1 protein-coding gene is annotated in these 629 nt (G+C 68.4%); it reads left to right on the top strand.

Annotation, left to right across the window (positions count from 1 at the left end; translation table 11 throughout):
• Positions 1-56: 56 nt before the first annotated feature.
• The coding region (locus AC1DTN_RS38220; protein ID WP_477925380.1) for an ABC transporter ATP-binding protein at positions 57-629 on the top strand (573 nt) is incomplete at its 3' end.

Raw genomic sequence — 629 nt, 5'->3', positions numbered from 1 at the left:
GCATCAACGCGCGGGTCAATCGACGCGCCTTCCGTCGTCGCGGGGGAGGTGGCCAAATGATGGCGCTCACGCTCGAGGCGGTCGGCAAACGCTTCGGCGGCGTGGACGCCGTGGAAGCGGTCACATTTGACGTCCATCCCGGCCACGTGACTGGCTTGATCGGGCCCAACGGCGCCGGCAAGACGACGCTCATCAACCTCATCACCGGCATGCTCTCGGTCACGGCTGGGCGCATCCGCCTCGGTGCGACGGACATCACGGCCGCCACGCCCCATGCGATTGCGCAAGCCGGCGTGGCGCGCACATTCCAGACCATCCGGCTGCTGAAGGAATCGTCGGTGCTCGACAATGTGGTGTCGGGGCTCGTGCGGACCAGCGCGGCGGGGCTTGTTGCCAACCTGTTGAACCTGCGGGCCGCGCGCATTGAAGCCGCCGAATGGAAGCGCCGCGCCCAGGCCCTGCTCGAACGCTTCGGCATGGACCGCTTCGCCGCGCTACCGGCAGGCAAACTCGCCTACGGGCACCAGCGCTGCGTGGAGATCATGCGGGCTATCGCTGCCTCCCCCTCGCTGCTGCTGCTCGACGAGCCGGYSGCCGGCATGAACGATGTCGCGGCGGAGCTGCTTGGG

It is taken from the genome of Rhizobium sp. 01T444 (genome assembly GCF_056398305.1).
This window is presented reverse-complemented; position numbering and strand designations above follow the sequence as displayed.